Genomic DNA, 19,481 nt, shown 5'->3' with positions numbered 1-19,481 from the left:
ATGATTATTTCTGATTATCTATATGGTGAATTCGAGATAGATGATGTGTTAGAAGAACTTATTTTGAGTAAACCGGTACAAAGATTGAAGGGGATTCATCAAGGTGGGGCAAGTTATCTTGTAAATAGCCAATGGAATGTAACACGTTATGAGCATTCGGTAGGTGTCATGCTGTTGATTAAACAGCTCGGTGGTTCTTTAGAGGAGCAGATTGCAGGATTATTGCACGATGTTTCGCATACAGCATTTTCGCATGTCATTGATTTCGTCCTTGAAAATAAAGCTGAAGATTATCATGAAGAAATATTTGTGAATGTGATTATGAATTCTGAAATTTCTCTTATTCTTAAAAAGTATAACCTTGATTATGAACATCTACTTTTTAATACTGCGACATGGAAACTACTCGAACAACCAGCTCCTGATTTATGTGCAGATCGAGTAGATTATACTTTAAGGGATATGTACACATATGGGCAAGCCTCGCTAGAAGAAATACACAAATTTTTAAATGATATTATTGTTCATCAAGGGAAGATGTGTCTTCAAAGTATTGAACGTGCAGAATGGTTTGTGAAAACATATTATCAAGAAGTGCTTGATTTCTTTTTGGATCCGTTAAATATTTATGCCTATCATAAACTTTCACAAACGTTAAAGTTAGCACTAGATAATAAGATTATTACGCTCGCTGATTTTCTTAAGGAAGATCATGAACTAATTGAACTGATGAAATCTTCAAATGATAGGCAAGTGCAGAGCCTTTTAAAACAGCTTCATCCTTACGTAAAAGTGAGGGTAAATCAGTCAGAATTTGATATTCATCAAAAGAATAAAACTCGACTTATCGATCCTTTGCTGTACTTTGAGAATCAATTAATAAGGGCAAGCGAATTATCAGAAGATGTTAGAGAAATGAATGTAGCTGCTAAGGAAAAATTTCAGAAGGGTGTGTTTGTGAAAATACTTTGAATGTCTCGTTATTGCTAAAAAGTTTCGGTAAATCATGTAAAAATCTTGATGAATTCACAATATTCGTCGGAAATTAGGATTCTTCTAGATAAAAAGGCTGAAGGGGCTGACTACTGTCGGCCCCTTCTGCTTTCTGATGAACTATCTGAATATATAAACTTTAAAGTAAATGAAAAGAATTATCTTTAATTATATCGTTCATTACGATATAATCGTCTAAAACGATATATTAAAGGAGTAAATTTAATGATTAAAGATATAAATAACTATTTTACATCGATTTTTTACCATCTACATACAACACATGAAGAGTCAATTTCGCATCAAAGCGTGCGTATTTTACAGATGATTCAAAAGGAAGATGAAGTAACTGTTCGTGATATCGCGGGGTTACTGAATATTTCTCAAAATACAGCCTCTGAGCATATCAAAAAGCTGGAGCGTAATGGCTGGGTGAAAAAGGAGCGGGCCATCGATGATCAACGCAAAGTACATCTTCATTTAACGGCTGAAGGGCTTCATGTTTTAAAGAAAAACACAGAGTTAGATGATGAAAAACTGCAACATGCGCTAAACCAGCTTTCAGAAGAAGATCAACAAATGATTTTACAGGCATTTCGACTATTAAGCGAGGTGTCTAACTAATGTATACATTTGTAAAAATTCTTTGCTCGGCAGCCGTTATTGGTATTGTTACTGAGATTGCTAGAAGATTTCCTTCATATGGAGGCATTATTGCAGCACTACCACTTGTCAGTATTTTAAGTATCATTTGGCTTACTGTGCAAAGTGAGTCGAGTGAGCATATTCAACGATTTACAGTTGGTGTAATTGTTGGGTTACCAGCCACAATGTTTATGCTGTTTGTTATTTATATGGCGATGAAATCATCAATCCATATCGTTTTTGCCATTGGACTAGGTGTCGTTTCGTGGGCAATATTTCTAGGTGTTCAAAAAGCCATTGCAAGTGTGTTTAATATTTCAATTTAGGAGAATAATAGATGACAATAATTCCTATTCAACAATTACCGCAAAATGTTGTGTTGCAGTTTTTTACGGAGCATTGGGGAAGTACAGAAATGGTCATTTCCAGTGGGGTTTATGATTGTAGTAAATTAGAGGGCTTTGTCTATGTAGATGAACAAAACACGATTTTAGGCCTTGTGACATATAGTATTCGTGAAGAAGAATTTGAAATTATTTCCCTTGATAGTATTGTAGAAAGAAAGGGAATAGGTTCTTTGCTAGTACAAGCAGTTGAAGAAAATGCTTTCGAACAAGGCTGTACGATAATTACCGTTATAACGACAAATGATAATTTACACGCATTGAAATTTTATCAAAAAAGGGGTTATCACTTAGTCGAAATCATACAAAATGCGGTCGAGAAAGCAAGAGCGTATAAACCTGAAATTCCTTTAATCGGTTATGATGGGATTCCAATACGTGATGAAACACAATTAGCAAAGCAATCTGGCTCATAATGAGTCAGATTGTTTTGCTGTGAAAAGGGTAGCGTAAAGAAGCTGATTGGCAAGAAAAATCCTCACTCATTATTTTCAAGGTTTCATCACCTCCAATTTCTCGCTATACTTGATAGGTGGTTAGAAAGTGAGGAATGATATGAAAAAAATACTATTTGCTATATTATTTAGCGTTCTAGTGGTGGGAGCGGCCTTCATTATTTATTTAAAAAGTAATCCTCCTCTTGTCGTGAACAGCTTTACGAATCCTGAAGATGATTCAACTATAAGAATTATTGAAATAGAGAATAAAGGACTACGTGAGATAGAGCTTCAGCAAATACTCGTTAATGATAAAGTGCCTGAAAATGTTGAACTCGTTGTGAGTAAATCTGAACCGTTTGAAGTAGAAACGAAGCTGGAGGGTAATCCGAATATTACGTATCATAAGTTAAGGCAAGTAAATATTTTTCCTAGTCAATACATAGATCGTCAAGCCATTGGAAAGCAGCCTCAGCATTATGCAGTAAAGGTTGAAGCACCTAATATTAAAAAAATAACGATTAAGTATGATTATTTAAAAATGCCATTTACTTTAACAGCTGAGTTACAAGCTACAAAATAAAGTGAAACTTTAATCAGTGGGGGAAGTTCAGCCTCCACTGATTATTCGTTTCATTGTGGCTAATGCACTATATACTCGTTTTTTGTCTTATCATTTATGCCCGTGTCATTTCATAAGATTGTTTGGTGAAAAAATACTATCTCTCCTAAAACATGGTAATCTAATAGTAACAGTAATTGCGATGTTAGGAGGGACCAAATGGAATTTTTCGTCATTGGTATAGTACTTGTTATCTGTATTTTCACTGTGACTTTAGTGGTTATTCAGAAGCTTTCGAAGGATGATATTAAGCTGGAAGTAACAGCTGTATGTGAAGGGGAAAATGAATTAAATCAAGCAATTATGAAGATATACTTTACGTTTTCAATTGGCAAACTGGCACATCGTAAAAAAGAAATAATAGGCAGTATTGATTGGTCAGAAGGATGGATGCCTGTTTGCTATAATTTGAAAGAAATGGGAGCCTATCAAACGGAACGATTACTTCCTGCTACAAATGAGAAAACCTATACAACCTTCGAAATAAACGCTACAAATGCAATAGATCATCTGGGACGGGGTGAAGGGTATGTTGTATTAGTACTTGAGGACCCTATTTCTACAGATAAATCTAGAGCAGGTGTGATTCTTGCAGTAACCGCCAATATGGTGACCTATCAGCTTTCTGACTCAACTAGCTGGAATAATGACTTTGCTGTTAATCATTAAATACTGACAAAAGCTATTCATTAGGGAAAAAGTGCCTAATGAATAGCTTTTCTATTTGGTAGGAAAATAACGGAACCTATTAGAGTATATTTCGTAGAATATATTAAAAGAGAGGAGTGTCTCAGTTGTATTCATTATTATAAGGAAAAAACAAAATGAAGAGGAACTTCATCAATATGCCCAAAAGCTTCAGAAGCACATCGCCATATAACAAGCCTTTGAAGAAATTATTGCAACCTATTTAAGAGTGGAGAGCTGTGAGGGTACAAATAAATTCAATATAAGATATGATACATATGATGACGATGTGAAAAGTCCCCATAGGAATCATTAGATTTCTAGTATTCAGATGGAAGTAAGAGGCATACACTGCGAGAAAAAATGCAATCGCTTTCTCTATCAGTACAATTCCTCATAAAGAATGGGGAGTATATGTACGGGATTGGATCAAACAATTACTCAAATTCATGCAAGAGTGTCGACCAATCAACAAACGAAAAGAAGGTAACAGACTTTGGATATTTTGACAGGAAAATTAATAATGATTGCTTTGTTTATTCTCATCATTCATTCGATAGAGACACTTGCGTATGCAGTTCGATTATCGGGTGCACGTGTAAAATTATTAGCCTCTGCACTATCCTTGTTTAATGTGATGGTCATGTTTTCGAGGCTGGCGAATATGATGCAGCAGCCTTTTACTGGCAGTCTGACTGATACAGCACCAAAGGAAAACACGCTGGCATTTGTGGAGCAGCAATTCCGAGTACTTATTGGCGCCGCTTCACTAGGTACATTAGTAGGCATTCTACTATTGCCGACATTTGTAGCGATATTTTCAAGGGCTATTATACATTTGTCTGAGGAAAGAGGCTCCATTCCGGCATTATTCAAAAAAGGCTTTAGTATCGAGTATTTCAAACGGGGGATAAAACATATTCGCCTGCCGAGTTTTTCGTATTTAAAGGGGATTAGTTGGCGCGATATTCCCCTTAAATTATTTATCGTTAATGTCGTTATTACGGCCATCTATACAATTGGAGTACTGTCTGCACTTTACGCCGCATTATTAGTTCCTGAAAGATCGAATACTGCTGTGATGTCGTCGGGGCTTATTAATGGTATAGCAACGATGTTATTGATTATTTTTATTGACCCTAAAATTTCTATTCTAGCAGATGATGTTATTAATCAAAGAGGAAGCTATTTAAGTCTTAAACGAGCTTCTATGATGATGATGGGTTCAAGGCTGCTAGGAACATGTTTGGCACAGCTATTATTTATTCCTGGGGCAAAATATATTGCCTGGTTTACACAATATATGACTTAGGAGGATTTTCATGAATCAAGAATCGTATGACCGACCAACAGATTATTATGATAACCAGCTTGTTACTATTGATGAACAAATTTGTGCGCTCATAAAGCAGCGTAACCATCTATCAAATAACAATCCCGGTTTTCCACCAGAGGAAGCGCTTGCTCGTTGGGCTAAAAAATATGGTTTTTATGAGGCTTATCTTGCATCATTATTCGGGATGATGAGGACGGAAGAGTATTATAAACCTCGCGTGGAGCCGACCGGTTTTAGAAAGCATATCCCAGTTTTAAAGTCCGTAGAAGTTAATGAACGATTCTATACAGTAACTTATATTCGGCAGTATGAAAATGCAAGTGTTGTACAGCTATTAACGGATTGGGATCCACGACAAGAACCAAATGTTTATATTAATGAAACACACAACATTTTTGAGTTGTTTGTAGGAGAAGAATATGACTGTTGGATAGATAGTGGAGGGGGAACAAATGGCCATGAAAGTAGCACTTTTATCATTTCACCTTCGTTACCTGACAATATAAAAGGTCTAGATTTTGTCTTTAAAGAATCTAGCGACGCCTTTGGAGAAAAACCGACTGGATTGGTGATTACTATTTAACTTATTTCAGCAAATGTCACGGAATTGGAAAGGAGTTCTTTGTGCAGGGACAAAGCCGATTCCGGTCGCAATTATGCTGAATAACACCTTACTCTAGGAATTAAGAAGGATAGATTGAAGTTGATATTATCATGATAACTTTCAAAGAAAGGGAAATCGAGCTCCAATGAAAAAATTATGCTTCCTAATTTTAATGATGTTTGTGTTAGTTGCTTGTAGTACGAATCAACAAGAGGAGGTGCATTACATAGCGAAAAGTGAGCACTGGAAGGCCGTATATCATAGTAATACGGAGGAGGGCTTACGGCTTTTCTATCTTGGGGAATGTAAAGACTTGGGTGATTTACAAATAACGATTGAAGGATCTAAAGAATCACTAACTATTGATGACGCCCGAGTGAATATAGATAAACAATTTGCCTTAAAGAAAAAAGAAAGTGCGAAAATTTTTAAAAAGGATGCTGCCCCAATCATTCACATTCAATGGCAGTCAGACAATGAAACTTTAGAAGTGCGAAATAGCTGAAATAGATGAAAGCATGAGCATAGGGGAACACGATGAGATAGGCTGAGACGACGCCTTTGATACATATCTTTACTCACATATTTGTCCTATATAAAAATTTAAATGGTCTTGTTAGCTCGTCTACTAGGGGTTTTAAAAGTCACTACCCCTAGAGTTGAGCTAAGATTAGCCATGAAATTAACGTTGTGATAAACTGATTTTTTCTAAATTTGCTTGAAAATGTTAGTTTTTTCATCGATTTCGCTACTATAAATCAATTTTCAAGCATACAATAAATTAAATAAACAAACGAACTAGATTTAAGGGGCGCTATTGCTTTGATAATTACTATCTCCTAAAATGATGGTTTGTGTCTCAGCGTCAATGACAAGGTATTTATGATAGGTTTCCTGATTTGTTTGCTGAAAGGATGCTAAAAAATATACTTGTCGATTGGGATGAATAAAAGTATGTTGAGAGAGGTCTATTTTTTCACGTATAAAATTTGTTTTTAGATGAAATGTTTCCTCAGCCTTCGGTATGTCCTTAAAGGCTATTTTTTGACGAATGTTCAAGGTAGCATCGTTATATTCCTCATAGATTGTCCGGTCCAATTGATGATAAAAGTCGTCCTCAGTACGAAATGTCTGATATTGATTATTAGGATATTTATAAGATGTAGTTTCAAATGGTATGCAAAGTGTAGGTGCTGTGTTTTCTTCTGATTCTTGAGGCTGCTGTAGTAAAAAGCTTGAAATTACGACCAATGTTAAAATCAATACCTGCATAATTAGGCCTCCTTTTTATGTTATAAAGATTTCCTAATTTTTTGTTATATATACGTATCATTACAATAACATCAGGATATGGTTTCCTTTATAACTGAAACCTAATTCAGGATAAAACCAGTCAAGTCATCGAAATAATTTGAGCTGGCTTTAACGGATCGTTAGTATCTTCTATAAAAATGCCTCCATATATTAGGAAGCTTTTGAATATTTATTTAGTAGGACATCTAATTCTTGACTACAATCTACCACACTAGGATGAGTGAACCCTAAATCCTTAGCCTTTCTATACATAATTCTTCTTTTAACTTCAATTTCCATCTTCAAGAACTGTTTAAGCGATATATTTACCAAGATCTTTTCCTCCTAATTTTTTCTCCATATTCTATTCTTGAAATACATTGACCTCGATTCAACTTTTTCATTGTATCTCACCTAAAATGAAAAATATGTCATATTGTGTATAGGTTGAGAAATTCGTAATTTAGTCACAGAACATATCTTAATTCTTATAAGGAGGGTAAAATAAGAAATGTTAACATTAGATAGTTTAGACTATTAAATTTTACTTTTATTGTATTAATTATATATTTAATCACCCTATAGACTACAATGTTAGGGTTTTTTTATTGCTAGATTTTAGAAAAAGTTAAGTGCGATATTTAATAGTTTAGCATCTTTTTTACTATGAAAATCTATATCGACATCGATTGAAATTTTAGTGAACTTCGTACTTTGTCACAATTTATCAAATAAACTTCTATGTTGTTTGTTATTGAGGGGTTTTCATTTTGTTTAATAATGTTGAGAATTTTCGAAATAAACGGAATAGTAGATAAATAAAATTGTGAAGTTCAAATCCGTTGCTTCTATTAAATAATAGAGGGGGGCTTATGATGATAAAGTTAAGATTGTCAATATTCAGCGCTATTATCGTTTCTAGTTTTACGTTAATAGGATGTTCAGAAGTGAAAACAGGAAAATCTTCAGGATCAACAGCGATTACTAATCATTCCGTTCAACATGTGGAAGAATCTAAGCCAACAACTCTAGCTATTGATAGAGAGTATGATTTTACATATATAGAGGATTTCTCAGAGGAAAAAAGAGCTTTATACGAGGATTACTTAAGTAATGGGAATAATAATAGTTTAAAGGCTTTTACACCAGAAGAAATGGTGTTAATTATGATGAATTTAATTTTTGAGCATAATTTCGATAAACTATATGAAATTACCTACAATAACAATCAGCTTCCCGACAAAGGGATCTTTATTGAAGAGTACATAAATTATTTGTTGGATGAACAAATACAGGATTATTTAATGTACAGATACTACGATAGTATTTCTCTGAATAAAGATACCAGCACTGAAAGTATCGCAGTTGTTCAATTGGAGATAATTTTTGGAAGCTCCCACTACGGCAAAACATTTGCCTTACTAAAAGAAAATAGTATTTGGAAGGTTGATTTATACAATTACTTGAAAGAAAAAAAGGCAAAATCTGAAGAAAAATAGAGGAGAATGTGATGACCGTAATTTATTTTGTAAGACATGCGCATTCTCATTATACAGCTGATGAGTACAATCGTCCGCTTTCTGACAAAGGGTTTGAGGATAGGGATCGTGTAACTACATTATTCGAAAATAAAGTGATTCACGCAATTTTTTCAAGTCCGTATAAAAGAACCATTCAGACGGTGGAAGACATAGCACAAGAACATAATTTACAGATAAATACGATAGATTCTTTAAAAGAAAGAATACTTTCTAATAGAAATATAATTGGCAGCCCCTTGATTCATTTTATCGAGAAGAATCTTAAATTTATCGACTGAAATTGTGGATTTATCGAGAATTATAAATGATTTATCGAAACTTTTTTACGATTTATCGAGAAATTCGATATTCCTCTCGCAAAAAACCAAATAAAATCTCATTCCGTAAAATACCTTCTTTCGTAAAGCCACATTTTTCATAGGAACGAATAGCTGCTTTATTAAAGCTAAAAACATCAAGCTTAATTTTATTAACGGAAATATAATTAAAAATAAAATGAATAAGAGTTTTCATTGCATCCGTTCCAAGCCCTTTAGCTTGCCATTGTTCGCCAATTGAAATGCCTACTAAGCAAGTGCTATTTTGCCTGTTAATTGAAAAGACACCACAGGAGCCGATAAGCTCATTTGACGACTTTTCAAATATACCGAAGATAAACTCCTCTTTTTCGCCACTAATACTTTGAAAGAATGAAGCATGATCCTCAAAGGTATTTGGAAAGGGGATTTCGTCACTGGTAAGTAGCAATGCCTTTTTTTCACTTTCGATTTTTGCAAATGCTTCTAAGTCAGAGGAAGTCATTTGCTGTAAAGTAATAGATTGACCTGTAAGAAATTCTTTAAAATAATTTTCCATTTATTTTCTCCCTTTTTGAAGGGCTGCAGTTAGAGTTACATCCCTTGGATTACTAGTTGTATAAACAAAACATCTACTGCATTTTTCGCACTCATATTCACAACTCCTTATGTGTTGATATCTTTATAGTAGCATTTTTAGTAATTAATAGAAAAAATATTTTATATCATAATTTTTTTGAAGGGCGCCAATTTGTCTGGTTATCTACGTCTTGTTGTTCTATCCAATTAAGAAAAGCCTCTGTGGAGCGAATATCATTGTCTAACACAGCTTGATATACATAAATCGAAGGAAGTATTATAGATTTCTTTAGAAGCTCTTCTTTTATTTTCAACATATACTTTCGATTATCAATTGTTAGAGAATTATTCATGAACGATACTAAATCTCTTGATAAAGGACCATTTCGTGTTTCGGAAAACAGCCACATATCAATATTCCAAATTTCTGATGGAGCAGCATGCTGATATTGTATTTTAAAATAGTAGCCGTTAAAGGGAGTTTCTAAATAATTCCGGTACTTTAACTCTAAAACCTTTGGATTGCTAGTTAAATCTGATAATATCAACATGGCTTCGGCAGCACTAAAAGTTTCAATATCGATATCGTGATCAACTAGTAAATCATAGGCTGTAGCTCCAACAACATGAGCTTGTCCAATTTTATTACATTTTCCTATGATTTCCAATTAGTCCAGAATGTTCACGGCAGTTTTTTTCGCTCTTGCGCTCGCTTTAATAGTCCCAAAATTTACACCCCTACTCTTAAATAAATGACTAAATCATGTTAGAATACATTATATTTGGCATTTGTTCAATATATTATTTAACACCAATTTAAAGCAGAAAGAGGGAAGAATAATGCGTACGTTCAATCCATATTTTACTGGTCTTATGAAATATTTACCTGAAGAGGAGCAGCTTCAATTACAACATGCAATAGGAGCAACGGAGTCTCAAATTCAAACGTTATTTGATGCGTTTCCTAAGTGTCCTGAGTTACTTATTAATCTATTAAAGGATGTGAATGGAACGTATTATTGTAAGCATGGTGAAGAAACGATTTGTGTACTTGTGCTCGGCTCTGATCTTGATGAATATCCATATTATTTAAAGTCCGTAGAGCAAATCATTGCAGATGCCCAGGTTACGGATAGTGAAAGTATTCATGAGCGTTATGAGGATTTTTTAGATTGTGTGGAAGTGGATGCTCGAATTAACATGCATGTACCGCTAAAAGAACGATTATGTTTTTCGGATTGTATGAACAATGGTGGTACATCTAGTTTGTATATTGATTTTAATCCGAATGAAGGTGGACAAGTAGGACAAGTGATTCGCTACGTTCATGACCCAGATAGCTATGAAGTGATTGCACCGTCCTTTGAAGCATATTTACAGCAGCTTATTGATGGAGAGTATGAATTTACAGCGTTTTATGAGGAAGAGTACGACTAAAGATGGAAGGATGGGCTTTGATGAGATTAAAATTTTATGAAGAAAAAGATGATCATTTAATTGAACGATATACCATCACAGAGGCCCAGCTTCGCTATACGATGTCTCCGAAAGAGAGCATTGAATTAGTGAAGCAGGATAAAAACCGTCATGCCATTCTTGTATTAGATAAAGACAAGTTCGTGATCTTCTTTGTTTTACATGAAAAAGAGGGCGTCAAGCCATATTCCTCCAATGAACAGGCGATTTTAATCCGTGCTTTTTCGACAGACTTTTATGAGCAAGGTAAAGGCTATGCGAAAGCGGCATTACAGCTTTTGCCGGATTTTGTTGTGGAGCATTTTCCTCATATCAATGAGCTTGTGTTAGGCGTTAATTTACCGAATACCGCCGCACAGTCACTTTATAAAAAATGCGGGTTTGTCGATGAAGGAAGGCGGGCCAAGGGGATTAATGATGAGCTTAAAGTGATAAGTTATTACATAAGGAGCGAGCCTAATTGACAAAGAAAAAATTAATTAGGAATGCTCTACTTGTACTATTGCTGATGGTAGTTATGATAACAAATAGCCAATCGCTTAATTTTGCAAAAAAATCCTGTGAAAAACAGCAACGAACAGCCATTATTGAACAAAGCTTTGCCGGCCTAAATTGGACAGTAACATGTCAAGAGTAATGGGGTGAATAGAATGACACATTTGCTGGAAGCATGTATGGATCATTTAGATGAAATATGTGCAATTGATCAAGAAGTAATTGGCGATTTTTCGAGAAGCGAATATATACGTACAGCAATTAACGAAAAACGTTGTATCATTCAAAAAACTGAAAAAGGGATTGCTGGTTTTCTCATTTTTACGAATGATTTTTTTGAAAATAGCTTTATCTCATTAGTTATTGTCAAGCGATCTGAGAGAAGAAAGGGTGTTGCCACAGCATTATTAGTCTTCTATGTTGAAATGGTAGACACACCAAAAATCTTTTCATCTACTAACCAATCAAATACTAGTATGCAAAAGGTATTTGAAACGACGGGATTTATAAAAAGTGGGTATATAGAAAACTTAGACGAAGGTGACCCAGAAATTATTTATGTGAAATTGAAGTAGTAAGAGAAATTAGCAAGACAAAACTTTTTGAGTTACTACTGTTATTTGCTGGTTCCTCTTTTTTATGACATAATTTTGTAACAATTCAAAAAAATAAAGGGGAATGATGGCACTTATTTTTATGAGTGACGTTATGTTTATTGGAAGCAATTAGACTCATCACCAAAAATTGTAGATGATATTTGTTAAAACGTATGCTGTGTATATAAGTTGAGAGGCCGGCGACTCCTTGCGGTTCATCGGACGCCCTCGAGAAAGCACTCAGTCGAAACGGAAATCAACCTCACGTTATGATGATGAGCAAAAAAATACTTTGGAGGATTATTACATTGAGTAAAGAAACATTATTAAGTATAAGTAGTAATTCATTGTTCTTGGCATTTATTTTACTACTAATCGCCATTATACCGATTGGGCTTGCCGTGAAATCAAAAGGAAAAATGTTTGGAAAAGTGGGACTTTTACTTACATATATTGCCTTTGTTTCGCAGCTAGTTTATTTCATTTTAAGGTGGATTGCTGTTGATCACGCACCTGTAAGTAATATGTATGAGTTTATGACGTTTTTTGGCATCATGCTTACTGGCAGCTATTTGATTATTCATTATTTATATAAGCAAATCGTTGTAGGCTTGTTCACCATTCCTGTGTCATTAATTATTCTCGGCTATGGAAGCGTTTTTACGAAAGAGGTTTCACCACTTGTTCCATCGCTGCAAAGCCATTGGTTAACGATTCATGTTATGACAGTTGCATTTTCAAGTGCAATACTATCAATTTCGTTCGCAACAGGTATTATTTATTTATTAAGAACATTAGACGTTTCTAAATTATCGATTAGTACATTTGCCTTGGAATTTGTTATGTATTGTCTAATTGTCGTGATAGGCTTTATCGGTGTGTCCACGTATTTTAACTTATCAGCAGATGAAATCGAGGTTCAATTTGAAAATAAGCAAGGGAAGGAAGAAACAGCCGTTTATACGATGAAGCCGCTGATTGTCACTAAAGATGCAGTAACTTCTAGCGGGGAACAATTGGGTGTTTTGAAGATTACAAATGCGATTGATGCGAAGAAATTGAATTCTATTGTATGGGCATTTATAGTTGGAACGGTTTTATATGCTGTGATTCTACTCATTGTGAGAAGACCGTTAATTGTTTTATTAAAGCCATTAACAAATCGTGTACAACCAGCATTAATGGATGAAATTACATATCGAGCTGTTGTCATAGGCTTTCCGTTGTTTGCCTTAGGAGGACTGTTGTTTGCCATGATTTGGGCGCAGATTGCCTGGGGTAGGTATTGGGGCTGGGACCCTAAGGAAGTATGGGCACTTATAACGTTTTTATTTTATGCTGCTTTCCTTCATTTCCGACTTTCTAAAGGCTGGGAAGGCGAGAAGACAGCTTGGTTAGCGATTATTGGATTTGGAATTATCGTGTTTAATCAAGTATTTGTGAATTTAGTGATTGCAGGTTTACATTCTTACGCATAAGGATGTTCTGAATGAATTATTTTCTGAAACTGAATGTAGTGAGTATGTTATATGGGTTAATGTTCTTTATTTCTCTTGAAATGCAATTAAATTATTATCGCATCGTGAGACTCACTGGGTGGGAAGGGCAACATTTCGATATCTTAATCTTACTTGTGCATTCAGTTGGTTTTGTTGTAGCAACTATTGTGCTATATAAGCTTACATATAAATGGATAGCTCATCGTCGTTTCATCTACTGGACAACAATTTTTTTGCTGCCCTATACAGCGTTATTTATTTTTATATTTGCATGTATGTTTCCAATCACTAATCAGGGAGATATGCCAGCGCCTGTACAAGGGTTAATGCTTTTTGCGATGCTATTGTTTTATCTATTTTATATTGGAACTTTGAATATGGTATGCTACTGCTCGAAATTTGATAAAGTTCAAATCAAATAACCATAAAAAGAGACATCCACAATTTGGATGTCTCTTGAATTTTGCACTGTTTATTCTAAAGCTAAAATTAAAGCTTTACAACATTAGTTGCTTGTGGTCCGCGGTTACCTTCTTCAACGCCGAATTCCACTTTTTGGCCTTCTTCTAAAGTTTTAAAGCCATCTGATTGAATAGCAGAAAAGTGTACAAATACATCATTTCCACCTTCTACTTCGATAAAGCCAAAACCTTTTTCTGCGTTAAACCATTTTACTGTACCTTGTGTCATGTGAACAACCTCCCAAAAAAATTCAACAATCATATTCCTTCGATCGCTAGCAAAAGATCACGTATTCAAAAGCTCGTATTACTTTTGAATATGTGATTTTAACGGTTAAGATGAAGTAATGTAATTATTTTTTTTATTATATAACAGTTCTAGACATTTATCCAGTATATTCCGTTTTTAGTAAGAAAAAATTTATATTGTCATGTTTTTAAATATAGTAATCAAAAGTAATGCATTATAAAGCACTCAATAATTAGTCGATCCATGCCTTCTCTTTAGCGACAATTACTGCCTCTGCACGTGATTCTACGTTTAATTTAACAAAAAGTTTGGATAAATAGTTTTCAACGGTGCGTTGTGTTACCCCAATGGCTGAAGCAATTGCTTTATTTGTACATCCTTGTGCGACAAGCTGTAAAATTTCTTGTTCCTTATCGCTTAGTAAAACGTCTTGCTGTACATTTGAGAGATTGGTGCGCTGATGTACAAAATCTAAAAAATCCGCTGCTAGTAAGATTTCACCTCTTAGTGCGGCCTGAATAGTTTGAATCACTTGCTCTTTCGTAGCAAGCTTTGATAATAGTCCATCGACTTTTTTCTCGATAAGGAGTTCGTAATAATCGGAAAGCTCATAGCCTGTATAGAGTAAAATAAGTGCTTCTGGTTGCTTCTTCTTAATCATTTCTGAAAGCTGGATGCCGTTGATTGGTTTCATATTTATATCAATCAAAAATAATTGAAAAGCTTGAGTATCCATTCTCGACAGTACAGCGGCACTATCCTGCTCTGTGTCTATTCGGACATTTGTTAAATCCTGTAATAATGTTTTTGTACCATCTAAAACGACAGGATGGTCATCTATAATAAGAATATTAATCATATGATTCCACGTCCTCTTGTATTTGAATAAATATATGCATTCCTTCATTATGACTGGAGGTTATCGTGATGTCTCCATTAAAAGCACGGACACGCTCTCGAATACCGTTAATGCCCATAGAAGCTGAAGATTGCATTAAATCCTCAATATTACAGCCAACACCATTATCATCATATTGGAGAATAAAGCCACGATTAGTCGCTTGTAGTCTTAGTGAAACTTCGGTTGCCTCAGCATGTTTGATCGCATTATTTAAGAGCTCTTGTACAAGGCGATAGACGACTAAATGTAAGGTTACATCGTGGAATTGGACACGTTCTATTTGAGTGTTTAGCAAAAAGTCTGCCCGTATTTTCACCTTCTGTAGCAATTTTTTTAAGGCCATTTGTAACCCAAATGTGTCGAGTAATGGAGGGCTGAGATTTTCACAATACTCACGTAAATCCTTCGATGCATTCAGCAATTGTTCTCGAATATCTAATACCTTTTCTTTATTTATAATAGGCGAGCTTGCGAGTACATCTAACTCTCTCGCTAAATGTAGCTGCTCCTGCAAAATGGTGTCATGTAATTCCTGTGCTAAAATACTTTTTTCCTTTTCAATGATATTCCATAATAGTTTATCGAGCCAAGGAAGCTGTGTATCATTGTTATCCTTCATACGCTGTATTTCACATACTAAATCTTCAATAAGCTTTAAATTATCGATAAACATCGAAACATAGAGGGCCAGTAATTCTAACCAAAGAAGCTCTTCTTTTTGTAATGTAAGCCTAATTTTTAAAACAATTTTTTCTTCACCTGTATCATGTAATAGCAGGTGAGTCGTGTCATTCCCTGTGTTGACTTCACCTTGAGTGAATGGCACATCTTCCGTTATTGTTGTAATCGTAAAGGCTGTAGTACCAAGTTTTTCGGTTATTTCATACTTAAATCGATCCAGTAATTCTTGCTGATTTTTCGCTTTACCCATACGATTAACAGCAGCATATAAATTATGTACATAATTACCAGTAGATGAAAAAATGATCTTTCGATACTTAAAATCAAGTTGCTCCTTTATATAAAAGCTTGCAACAATGATGAAGAATGCAAGGATAAAGACACTCGTAATTTTAACAATTGATAATTGATCTAAAAATAGTATGGTAATACCCGTGGTTAATAGCAATGTACTAATAAAGGCAAGTGTTGAATAGTAACGCAAACGAGATAATTGATATTCAATATCGAATAGTCGTTCATTTAATTGAATGAAGATAAAAGAAAAAGGAATAAACAATAAAAATATTGCAGCTAACTCAGGATTTAAAATAGGGTCGTGACCTAAAATTTCAGGTACGACAAAAAAAAGTAAAAACGGCAAGAAAGGCGTTATAAACGCAATGGCGATTAAACGAATTTTCGCCAATTTTGTGCGTAAATAACTCGTTAGCAAAATATAGATGGCGTAAAGTACAAGTACAGCAAAAAGGCCTAAGTTAATTAAAGCTGTTATCGTTTTTAAGTCAGGAACAACTATTACAACGCAATAACAGCAGAAAATAAATAAAGGTATTAAATAAAGCCATTTGGTATTGATGTAAGGCCAATTTAAATGAAGGTAGTGGAAATATAATTGTAAAAAGTGAATAAAAAGCACTAAGCATAAAACAATACCAATGACTATTACGAACATTCCAATTAGATCCCCTCTACCTGAGGCTCCTGTACTTATATAGGCCAATGAACAGGTTAATAAAAATAATGTTAGTAGACTAGTAAGTTGATTTTCTTTACTTCTTCGCCGTAAATAGATGGCGACGCTAAAAGATAAGACAAAATAAAACAGTGGAAAAATAATTTGCAAATATAATTCTTCCGGTATATCTTTGTGCTTAACTGAAACAGAATGAACATCACCATTCGGCTTGATAAACGTTAGTTCTTTCGCACAACTAACGATAGAGTAGCGTTGGATAGAACGAACATCTTCTGCAAGCTTACCATCGATTGTCAGTAAAATATCACCTTTTTCAATGTTTTTTTGCTGTGCCCAATCAGGATAATAAAAATCAGCAATGACAGGTTGTCCGCTAGTTGTATCCACTCCAATACCAATTAAAGGTACTCGCATTGTCACTACAAGTACATAAATACCGAGAAGTAGATATGTTATGAAAATACTATATGTCCATTTATTCATAGCTTTCTCTCATTTTTTTGCATAATCATAATGCCCCATTTCAATTATCAAGTATGTTATATATTATCCATAATTTTTGGTAATTTTGGAATACCGAAATAAGGTGTTTCGGAAAACCACTATTGTTTTTTCGGAATAACGAAGTAGTCTTTTCGGTGTAGCCTATGATAGTGTAAATCTAGCATATGTGACGAAAAGGGGGAGCGTTGCATGAAAAAAAGTGGATTGTCACTAATCCTTTTTTTTCTAGTCGCCATGATGTCGTATCCGATGACAACAATCGCTAAAAACTTAGAAAATGATTCGTTGAAAGTAGATATTTGCATTATTGGAGGTGACAATTATTTTGTCTATAAGATTCCAAAGCATTTACATAATAATACGCCGTATTATGAAATGAAGAATAACATTGAATCTTCATTAGCAAGTCATTGGAAGGTCGGGGATGCCCATTACGAAGCCCAACAGTCGGATGTTGCGTATACTTTTTTCATTAAAGATTTAATTCATGATAAACAAAATGGACAGATGAAGATTGCTATACCCTATAATATTTTAGTAGGAATGTTTGCTGAAAATGAAGCCATTCAATTACGTATTTTGACTAGCAAATTAACCGACTGGAAAGTCAACGCAAAGGATTGGGCAACTCTCGGCTTTGTAGAACCGCTTACTTATTTTAGTGACCAGGAATATGTTTATGAGGGTGCGGTTAATGAGCTATTACAGCAACGGGTAGGGCATTTTAATGGCACAGTTATTAAAGGTCAAATAGTACTACATAGTGTTATTTATTTTAACTTTATTATCGTACAGCTTATTGCCTGTATATTTTTATCAAAGCGCTTAAAAAACAGAATTATTGAAGATCCAGAAAATATGCATCAATTCCGAAAGCTTAACTATATGTATCAAATCATTCCGATAATGATTATTGTTATGCAAATTGTTTTTCTAGTAATGTCAGGGTTATTGACTGCGTTCAGTATCTATTTTAACCCAGGCGTTGATCTATTGGTTATTGTTGGACCAATTTTATTTAATATTGTTTTGTTGCCCATGTTTTTCGCCACGATTGAGAGTGAAATTTCAAAGGAATTAGAAAACAATTCCTTTGACTCAGACATGTAAATATTGAAAGATTGTTTTTATTTTTTGACGACCAAATGTAGTTATTAGATGTTATAATGGTCAACAGCATACTTGAAGGAGCTGTTGATTGGCATGACGCATCCAGAAATCGCGTACTTAAATTTATTACAACATATATTAGATAATGGAGTTAAAAAGGAAGATCGTACAGGAACAGGTACATATAGTGTATTTGGCTATCAAATGCGGTTTGATTTAAGCAAAGGTTTTCCTCTTTTAACGACTAAACGTGTACCATTTAAGCTTGTAGCAAGTGAGCTACTTTGGTTTATTAAAGGGGACACAAATATTCGTTATCTACTACAAAACAACAATCATATTTGGGATGAATGGGCTTTTAAAAAATGGGTGGAGTCTGATGAATATTCAGGTCCTGATATGACAGACTTTGGTCGTCGCTGCTTAGCAGACGAGTCTTTTAATGCTGTTTATCAAAAAGAGTTAGCTTCATTTTGTGAACGAATTTTAACAGATGATGAATTTGCACGTAAATACGGGGAGCTTGGAAATGTTTACGGCAAGCAGTGGCGTAATTGGACAACATCAACAGGAGAAAGCCTTGATCAATTGCAAGATGTAATCCATCAAATCAAGCACAATCCAGATTCACGACGCATTATTGTCAATGCATGGAATCCAGAGGACGTGATCAATGCTGGAGCAAAGGGCAGTAAAGCTGCATTACCTCCGTGTCACGTAATGTTCCAATTTTATGTAGCAAATGGTAAGCTGAGCTGTCAGTTAATGCAAAGGAGCCTTGATACATTATTAGGCTGTCCATTTAATATTGCATCATATGCCTTACTGACACATTTAATTGCACATGAATGTGGTTTAGAAGTCGGCGAATTTATTCATAGCATTGGGGATGCTCATATATATTCAAATCACGTGGAGCAAGTAAAAGAACAGCTTTCACGCGAACCTAAGGACCTACCAACCTTAAAAATTAATCCGAATAAAACGTCAATTTTCGACATAGAACTTGAAGATCTTTCTATTGAGGGCTATGATCCTCATCCAGTCATTAAAGCACCAATTGCCGTTTAAACCGAAGCAGCAGCCGTCCTG

26 protein-coding genes are annotated in these 19,481 nt (G+C 34.6%); 19 read left to right on the top strand and 7 right to left on the bottom strand.

Annotation, left to right across the window (positions count from 1 at the left end; all coding sequences use genetic code 11):
• The 9 genes from AN161_RS02495 to AN161_RS02455 all read left to right on the top strand — a co-directional run bounded on the left by AN161_RS02495 (position 1) and on the right by AN161_RS02455 (position 6,233).
• Positions 1-972 carry an HD domain-containing protein gene (locus AN161_RS02495; RefSeq protein ID WP_053592800.1) on the top strand — a complete coding sequence of 324 codons (972 nt, stop codon included), beginning with the start codon at positions 1-3 and terminating at the stop codon, positions 970-972.
• Between the two features lie 246 nt (positions 973-1,218).
• On the top strand, positions 1,219-1,617 hold the full coding sequence (locus AN161_RS02490) for a MarR family transcriptional regulator (protein WP_053592799.1): 399 nt from the start codon (positions 1,219-1,221) through the stop codon (positions 1,615-1,617).
• Positions 1,617-1,964: a DUF3147 family protein gene (locus AN161_RS02485; protein WP_053592798.1), complete on the top strand. Its 348-nt coding sequence runs from the start codon at positions 1,617-1,619 to the stop codon at positions 1,962-1,964. The genes AN161_RS02490 and AN161_RS02485 overlap by 1 nt, the downstream gene beginning before the upstream one ends.
• Before the next feature lie 11 nt (positions 1,965-1,975).
• On the top strand, positions 1,976-2,458 hold the full coding sequence (locus tag AN161_RS02480; protein ID WP_053592797.1) for a GNAT family N-acetyltransferase: 483 nt from the start codon (positions 1,976-1,978) through the stop codon (positions 2,456-2,458).
• Between the two features lie 139 nt (positions 2,459-2,597).
• Positions 2,598-3,062: a hypothetical protein gene (locus AN161_RS02475; RefSeq protein WP_053592829.1), complete on the top strand. Its 465-nt coding sequence runs from the start codon at positions 2,598-2,600 to the stop codon at positions 3,060-3,062.
• A gap of 198 nt (positions 3,063-3,260) precedes the next feature.
• The gene (locus tag AN161_RS02470; RefSeq protein WP_053592796.1) at positions 3,261-3,770 is read left to right on the top strand and encodes a hypothetical protein; all 510 of its coding nucleotides are present in this window, start codon (positions 3,261-3,263) and stop codon (positions 3,768-3,770) included.
• Between the two features lie 541 nt (positions 3,771-4,311).
• Positions 4,312-5,100: a lipid II flippase Amj family protein gene (locus tag AN161_RS02465; RefSeq protein WP_053592828.1), complete on the top strand. Its 789-nt coding sequence runs from the start codon at positions 4,312-4,314 to the stop codon at positions 5,098-5,100.
• Positions 5,101-5,110: 10 nt separating this feature from the next.
• The gene (locus AN161_RS02460; protein ID WP_053592795.1) at positions 5,111-5,707 is read left to right on the top strand and encodes a hypothetical protein; all 597 of its coding nucleotides are present in this window, start codon (positions 5,111-5,113) and stop codon (positions 5,705-5,707) included.
• 166 nt (positions 5,708-5,873) lie between these two features.
• Positions 5,874-6,233, top strand: coding sequence for a hypothetical protein (locus tag AN161_RS02455; RefSeq protein ID WP_053592794.1), 360 nt, complete (start codon positions 5,874-5,876; stop codon positions 6,231-6,233).
• Between the two features lie 299 nt (positions 6,234-6,532).
• Here AN161_RS02455 and AN161_RS02450 read toward each other — a convergent pair whose 3' ends face one another.
• Both AN161_RS02450 and AN161_RS02445 read right to left on the bottom strand, forming a co-directional pair.
• Positions 6,533-7,000 (bottom strand): hypothetical protein, encoded by a 468-nt coding sequence (locus AN161_RS02450; RefSeq protein WP_053592793.1) that lies wholly within the window; start codon positions 6,998-7,000, stop codon positions 6,533-6,535.
• A 192-nt stretch (positions 7,001-7,192) separates the two neighbouring features.
• Entirely contained in the window at positions 7,193-7,354 is a 162-nt protein-coding gene (locus AN161_RS02445) for an aspartyl-phosphate phosphatase Spo0E family protein (RefSeq protein WP_053592792.1), read from the bottom strand.
• 614 nt (positions 7,355-7,968) lie between these two features.
• On the opposite strand from AN161_RS02445, the gene AN161_RS02440 reads away from it, so the two are divergent.
• A complete protein-coding gene (locus tag AN161_RS02440) occupies positions 7,969-8,520 on the top strand; it encodes a hypothetical protein (protein WP_143114572.1) in 552 nt (183 codons plus the stop codon).
• Between the two features lie 11 nt (positions 8,521-8,531).
• A complete protein-coding gene (locus AN161_RS02435) occupies positions 8,532-8,840 on the top strand; it encodes a histidine phosphatase family protein (RefSeq protein WP_053592790.1) in 309 nt (102 codons plus the stop codon).
• A 52-nt stretch (positions 8,841-8,892) separates the two neighbouring features.
• On the opposite strand, the gene AN161_RS02430 is transcribed toward AN161_RS02435, so the two are convergent.
• Positions 8,893-9,417, bottom strand: coding sequence for a GNAT family protein (locus tag AN161_RS02430; RefSeq protein WP_053592789.1), 525 nt, complete (start codon positions 9,415-9,417; stop codon positions 8,893-8,895).
• A gap of 166 nt (positions 9,418-9,583) precedes the next feature.
• Positions 9,584-10,105 (bottom strand): hypothetical protein, encoded by a 522-nt coding sequence (locus AN161_RS02425; protein ID WP_053592788.1) that lies wholly within the window; start codon positions 10,103-10,105, stop codon positions 9,584-9,586.
• A 172-nt stretch (positions 10,106-10,277) separates the two neighbouring features.
• Between AN161_RS02425 and AN161_RS02420 the strand changes: the two genes are divergently transcribed.
• The 6 genes from AN161_RS02420 to AN161_RS02400 all read left to right on the top strand — a co-directional run bounded on the left by AN161_RS02420 (position 10,278) and on the right by AN161_RS02400 (position 13,925).
• A complete protein-coding gene (locus AN161_RS02420; protein WP_053592787.1) occupies positions 10,278-10,874 on the top strand; it encodes an SMI1/KNR4 family protein in 597 nt (198 codons plus the stop codon).
• Between the two features lie 20 nt (positions 10,875-10,894).
• Positions 10,895-11,377 carry a GNAT family protein gene (locus AN161_RS02415; protein ID WP_053592827.1) on the top strand — a complete coding sequence of 161 codons (483 nt, stop codon included), beginning with the start codon at positions 10,895-10,897 and terminating at the stop codon, positions 11,375-11,377.
• Entirely contained in the window at positions 11,374-11,550 is a 177-nt protein-coding gene (locus AN161_RS29360; protein ID WP_158002953.1) for a hypothetical protein, read from the top strand. The genes AN161_RS02415 and AN161_RS29360 overlap by 4 nt, the downstream gene beginning before the upstream one ends.
• 13 nt (positions 11,551-11,563) lie before the next feature.
• The gene (locus AN161_RS02410; RefSeq protein WP_053592786.1) at positions 11,564-11,983 is read left to right on the top strand and encodes a GNAT family N-acetyltransferase; all 420 of its coding nucleotides are present in this window, start codon (positions 11,564-11,566) and stop codon (positions 11,981-11,983) included.
• Positions 11,984-12,276: 293 nt separating this feature from the next.
• On the top strand, positions 12,277-13,482 hold the full coding sequence (gene ccsB / locus AN161_RS02405) for a c-type cytochrome biogenesis protein CcsB (RefSeq protein ID WP_053592826.1): 1,206 nt from the start codon (positions 12,277-12,279) through the stop codon (positions 13,480-13,482).
• Positions 13,483-13,493: 11 nt separating this feature from the next.
• Positions 13,494-13,925, top strand: a complete 432-nt coding sequence (locus AN161_RS02400) for a hypothetical protein (RefSeq protein ID WP_075807155.1) — start codon at positions 13,494-13,496, stop codon at positions 13,923-13,925.
• Positions 13,926-13,992: 67 nt separating this feature from the next.
• Here the strand turns inward: AN161_RS02400 and AN161_RS02395 are convergent, their stop codons facing one another.
• The 3 genes from AN161_RS02395 to AN161_RS02385 all read right to left on the bottom strand — a co-directional run bounded on the left by AN161_RS02395 (position 13,993) and on the right by AN161_RS02385 (position 17,258).
• Positions 13,993-14,193 carry a cold-shock protein gene (locus AN161_RS02395; protein ID WP_053592785.1) on the bottom strand — a complete coding sequence of 67 codons (201 nt, stop codon included), beginning with the start codon at positions 14,191-14,193 and terminating at the stop codon, positions 13,993-13,995.
• Between the two features lie 253 nt (positions 14,194-14,446).
• Complete coding sequence (locus AN161_RS02390; RefSeq protein ID WP_053592784.1) at positions 14,447-15,073, bottom strand: response regulator transcription factor; 627 nt, start codon at positions 15,071-15,073, stop codon at positions 14,447-14,449.
• Positions 15,066-17,258 carry an ATP-binding protein gene (locus AN161_RS02385; RefSeq protein ID WP_053592783.1) on the bottom strand — a complete coding sequence of 731 codons (2,193 nt, stop codon included), beginning with the start codon at positions 17,256-17,258 and terminating at the stop codon, positions 15,066-15,068. Before AN161_RS02385 ends, AN161_RS02390 begins: the two co-directional genes overlap by 8 nt.
• Positions 17,259-17,468: 210 nt before the next feature.
• On the opposite strand from AN161_RS02385, the gene AN161_RS02380 reads away from it, so the two are divergent.
• Together AN161_RS02380 and AN161_RS02375 are read left to right on the top strand one after the other, a co-directional pair.
• A complete protein-coding gene (locus AN161_RS02380; RefSeq protein ID WP_053592782.1) occupies positions 17,469-18,389 on the top strand; it encodes a hypothetical protein in 921 nt (306 codons plus the stop codon).
• A gap of 93 nt (positions 18,390-18,482) precedes the next feature.
• Complete coding sequence (locus AN161_RS02375) at positions 18,483-19,460, top strand: thymidylate synthase (RefSeq protein ID WP_053592781.1); 978 nt, start codon at positions 18,483-18,485, stop codon at positions 19,458-19,460.
• Positions 19,461-19,481: the final 21 nt, after the last annotated feature.

Source organism: Lysinibacillus sp. FJAT-14222 (genome assembly GCF_001278875.1).
Taxonomy (GTDB): Bacteria; Bacillota; Bacilli; order Bacillales_A; family Planococcaceae; genus Lysinibacillus; species Lysinibacillus agricola.
Note: the sequence above shows the minus strand (reverse complement) of the source record. Positions and strands in the feature narration are given on the sequence as shown.